Here is a 4207-nt window from a genome sequence, read left to right on the forward strand (position 1 = left end):
CGGATGACGTCGCAGGCGCAGGCGAAGTCAGCCTTGGCGGGCGTTCGCGGGCTGGCGTTCCTCGGCTTTCCCTTGCATCCGGCCGGAAAGCCTTCCAGCGAACGGGCCGGGCATCTCGCCGATGTCAAAATCCCGATGCTGTTCCTGCAGGGCACGCGGGATGCGCTGGCGGAATTGAACCTGCTCAAGCCAGTCGTCCAGGATCTGGGATCGCGGGCTTCGCTGCATTTGCTGGATGGCGCCGACCATTCCTTCCATGTGCTGAAGAGTTCGGGACGCAACGATCACGCGGTGATGGATGAAGCGCTGGATGCGTTTGCGGCGTGGGTGGACGAGGTCGCGGGCTAAGCGCTCCGATGTCGTCCCCAGTGCGCAATTGCGCACGGGCGCAGGGACCCATAACCACGACTGGGCATTGTTGACGAAAGTCGTCTAGCCTTGTGCCCTTTTCGCCGGCCGCGGCGCATGGATTCCGGCTCAAGGCCGGGACGACCGGGGATGGAGTTGCGCTCTGCATCATCCTGGCTACGATGTATCAATGACAAAAATCCTGATCGTCAATCCAAATACCACCGCCTCGATGACCGAAACGATCGGCGCCGCTGCGCGCGCTGTCGCGGCATCCGGCACTGAAATCATCGCCGTGACCTCGGCGATGGGGCCGGTCTCGATCGAAGGCTATTACGACGAGGCGTTCGCCGTGCCCGGCCTGATCCAGGCGCTGCTGAATGCGCCGGATGCCGATGCGGCGATCGTCGCCTGTTTCGACGACACCGGCCTCGACGCCGCACGGACCGCCGCGCACTTTCCGGTGGTCGGGATTTGCGAGGCGGCGCTGGTGACGGCTGGCCAGATCGCCAAGCGCATCGCCGTCGTCACCACGCTGCCGCGCTCGATCGTGCCGCTGGAAGAACTGGTGCGCCGTTATGGTTATGCGGAGAGGGCGCGGGTCACTGCCTGCGATGTCGCGGTGCTCGATCTCGACAAGCCTGGCTCGGGTGCTGAAGCCAAGCTTGAAGCGGAGATTGCCCGCGCGCTCGACAAGGGTGCGGAAGCGATCGTGCTGGGCTGTGCGGGCATGGCCGATCTGCCGCAAAAACTGTCGCGGAAATTCGGCGTGCCCGTCGTCGACGGCGTGGCGGCCGCCGTGAAGCAGGCCGAGGCGCTGGCCGGGCTGAAGCTCGCGACGTCGCGGCGCGGCTCCTATGCATCGCCGGGCGTGAAGAAATATACAGGGCTCTTGGAAGAATTCGCGCCATCAGACCCGTCATTGCGAGGAGCGTAGCGACGAAGCAATCCATCCATCCGTTATGCCGCACGATGGATTGCTTCGCTTCGCTCGCAATGACGTTGTTAGGCCGGCGCGCCGTAGATCTTGTCGCGCAGCCGCCGCATGCCTGATAGCCAGCGGTCGCGGTTGGAGGCCTTGCGCTGCATGTATTCAGCGACCTGCGGATGCGACAGGATGAGGAAGCGTTCTTCCGCCATCGCCTCGATCACCATGCGCGCCACTTCCGGCGGTTGCAGCACGCCATCGACCCTTGCAGCGCTGGGGCCCGGAGTGGTCATGGCTGTCTGCACCGATTGCGGGCAGAGCACGGAGACGCGGATGCCGCGGTCGCCATATTGAATGGCGAGATGTTCGGCGAGCGCGATCGCGGCATTCTTGGTGACGCCGTAGGGCATCGAGTTCAGCGACGCCAGCAAGCCCGCGGCGGACGCGGTGTTGAGGAGATAGCCGGAGCCGCGCGCGAGCATGCCCGGCACCAGCACGCGGGACGCGAACACATGGCTCATGACATGGACGCGCCAGCTCACGTCCCAATCGGCGTCGGACGCGGTCTCCTGACCCTTGCGCGACAGGCCGGCGTTGGAAAAGAACACGTCGACCGGGCCATATTTGTCCTCGGCCGCGGCGATCAGCGCCTTGATGTCTTCCTCCAGCCCGACGTCGGCCGTGATCGGCAATCCGTCGATGTCGCCGGCGACCTTGGCGAGCTTTTCACGTGAAGTCTTGAGGTCGGCGACCACGACGCCGCGTGCGCCGGCTTCCGCATAGGCGCGCGCCACCGCTTCGCCGATGCCGCTCGCGGCGCCCGTAACGACACAGACCTTGCCCTTGACGTGCATGATGCGGTTTCCCTGTTCGATTCTGTCGTCGTTGCCTAACCCTTGTACAATCCCTTGTCGCGCGCCTGGCGGATGGCGAGCGCGCCCATCATGTCGAGCATCGGTGTCGAAAGTCCGGCGGCGCGGGCGAAGGCGGCGGGCGCGCGGACCAGCACGTCGATCTCCATGGCGCGGCCGAGTTCGTAATCCTGCAGGATCGATGGCTTGTGGTCCGGTGCGGGGCCGGAGCGGGTCACGCGCTTGACCTCGGGAAAGCAGCTTTGGCCTATGCTGTTGGCTTCGTCGAGCAGGCGCGGCACGATGTCAGCAAGGTCAGGATCGTCGCGGACGGCGCGCGCGGTCTGCCCGGTCAACAGGCACAGCACCGACATCGACATGTTGGTCAGGAGTTTTGACCAGATCGTCTCCCTGATCTGCACGGCCTCGGGCGAGTCGATGGAAGCACCGTTCAGCGCGGCGCGCAGCTTTGCCACGCGCTCGCTGGCGCGATCGTCGCACTCGCCGATCTGAAGCCGGTTGCGCTCGGGCGTGAGATTCGCGACCACGCCCGGCGCGACGACCTCGTTGGATGAGAACACCACGCCGCCGACGATAGACTGCTTCGGAATCGCCGCCCGCAGGCGTCCGCCCGGATCGAGAAAGGCCAGATCCGGCACCGGAGGATGCTTTGGCGAGAGCCCGATATCGTACCACCAGGGAATGCCGTTCTGCGCGAACACCACGGCGGTATCCTCACCGAGCAGCGGCTGCAGGCTGCCAGCGAGGCTGAAGAGGCCCGTCGCCTTCAGCGTGCAAATGACGACGTCCTGCCGGCCCAGCGCGGCGGGATCGCTGGAGGCGCGCACCTTTGCCTTGAACTCGCCATCTCCGACCCGCAGCGTCAGGCCGTTCGCTTTTACGGCATCCAGATGCGAGCCGCGCATCACGCAGGAAACGTCGTGTCCTGCCTGCGCGAGTCGCACCGCAAAATGGCTGCCGACGGCGCCCGCACCGAAAATACAGATACGCATGGATGGGAAATCCTGCTGGGGGAAACGGCCTTGCTAGTTTTCACAAGCCTTGATCGGGCGCAACCGGCCCGCCGCACAGGGTGGGTTGCGGCGCGTGCAGCCTTGGCGGGCGGGAACTTTTGGCATTCAGCCCGCGTTCATCCAGATGCCGTCAAGCTTGCGGCATAACGACAATGGGACGTGCGACGATGAGGGGACGTGCCATGTCAAGGATCGCCGTGGGAATTGCCGCCATTGTTTTCGCAATGGCGCTGTGCGTGGCGGACTTCGCGATCGCAAAAGGCGGTCATGGTGGCGGCCACGGCGGTGGTCGCGGCGGCGGTCATGGCGGTGGTCATCATGGTGGCGGCCATCGCGGCGGTGGACACGGTCACGGTCATCATTTCGGCGGACGACATCATGGTGGCCATTTTCACGGCAGGGCGCATAGCCGCTCATTCTCCGGACACCGCTCTTTCTCCGCACACCGTTCATTCTCCGCGCATCGCATGAATTTTGCCGGCGGCGGCCGTGGGATGAACTCGCGCGCACTGGCCCGCAGCTATCGTCACACCGCCGCGCTGCATAGTCCCGCCATGCGGGCCAGCGTGACCGCGGGCGCTGCGCTGGCGGGATGGCAATACGGGCGAGGCAGGGGCGGCGGCTGGTGGCGGCACGGCAATGGCGGGTACGGCTGGGTCGGGCCGCTGTTCTGGCCGTTCGCCTATTACGACATCTACGACTACACGCTGTGGGGGCCGAATGTCGGCGCACCGTTCTGGTACTACGGCTATGACGATATTTATGCCGGCCTGTTCGGGCCCTACGACTATCAGGGGCTTACGGGCTATTTGCCGCCGCGTGGCTCTCCCGACGCCGGACCGGACCGGCTGGCGCTGTTATGCGGCGAGGACAGCCGTGAAATCGCTGGTCTCCCGATCGACCTGATCGCGCAGACGATCGAGCCGACCGAGGCGCAGCGCGCAGCCCTCGACGATCTCGCCAATGCGTCGGTGACATCAGCCCAGAAGATCAAGGCGGCGTGCCCGACATCGATCGCGTTGACGGCGTCCGGCCGGCTTTTTTTG

Annotated in this window: 5 protein-coding genes and 1 pseudogene; 4 read left to right on the forward strand and 2 right to left on the reverse strand. The window is 65.2% G+C overall.

The features are described from left to right. The coding region (locus CQ12_RS21870) for an alpha/beta hydrolase family protein (RefSeq protein ID WP_198164225.1) at positions 1-348 on the forward strand (348 nt) is incomplete at its 5' end. 190 nt (positions 349-538) lie between these two features. Next, positions 539-1285 (forward strand): aspartate/glutamate racemase family protein, encoded by a 747-nt coding sequence (locus tag CQ12_RS21875; protein WP_057837377.1) that lies wholly within the window; start codon positions 539-541, stop codon positions 1283-1285. Positions 1286-1353: 68 nt separating this feature from the next. Here CQ12_RS21875 and CQ12_RS21880 read toward each other — a convergent pair whose 3' ends face one another. After that, complete coding sequence (locus tag CQ12_RS21880; protein WP_057837378.1) at positions 1354-2130, reverse strand: SDR family oxidoreductase; 777 nt, start codon at positions 2128-2130, stop codon at positions 1354-1356. A 35-nt stretch (positions 2131-2165) separates the two neighbouring features. Next, on the reverse strand, positions 2166-3140 hold the full coding sequence (locus CQ12_RS21885; RefSeq protein ID WP_057837379.1) for a ketopantoate reductase family protein: 975 nt from the start codon (positions 3138-3140) through the stop codon (positions 2166-2168). Between the two features lie 288 nt (positions 3141-3428). Between CQ12_RS21885 and CQ12_RS46520 the strand changes: the two genes are divergently transcribed. Both CQ12_RS46520 and CQ12_RS46525 read left to right on the forward strand, forming a co-directional pair. Further along, positions 3429-3632, forward strand: coding sequence for a hypothetical protein (locus CQ12_RS46520; protein WP_245310072.1), 204 nt, complete (start codon positions 3429-3431; stop codon positions 3630-3632). After that, a pseudogene (locus CQ12_RS46525) lies at positions 3629-4207 on the forward strand (Spy/CpxP family protein refolding chaperone); the annotation flags it as partial. The gene CQ12_RS46520 and the pseudogene CQ12_RS46525, both read left to right, overlap by 4 nt.

Origin of the sequence: Bradyrhizobium jicamae (assembly GCF_001440395.1) — a bacterium.
In the GTDB taxonomy this organism is placed as follows: domain Bacteria; phylum Pseudomonadota; class Alphaproteobacteria; order Rhizobiales; family Xanthobacteraceae; genus Bradyrhizobium; species Bradyrhizobium jicamae.

Bases quoted from the DNA above. Each gene is read 5' to 3' on its own strand.
- CQ12_RS46520 (WP_245310072.1), top strand. From the start codon at position 3,429: ATGGTGGCGGCCACGGCGGTGGTCGCGGCGGCGGTCATGGCGGTGGTC.
- CQ12_RS21880 (WP_057837378.1), bottom strand. From the start codon at position 2,130: ATGCACGTCAAGGGCAAGGTCTGTGTCGTTACGGGCGCCGCGAGCGGC.
- CQ12_RS21885 (WP_057837379.1), bottom strand. From the start codon at position 3,140: ATGCGTATCTGTATTTTCGGTGCGGGCGCCGTCGGCAGCCATTTTGCG.
- CQ12_RS21875 (WP_057837377.1), top strand. From the start codon at position 539: ATGACAAAAATCCTGATCGTCAATCCAAATACCACCGCCTCGATGACC.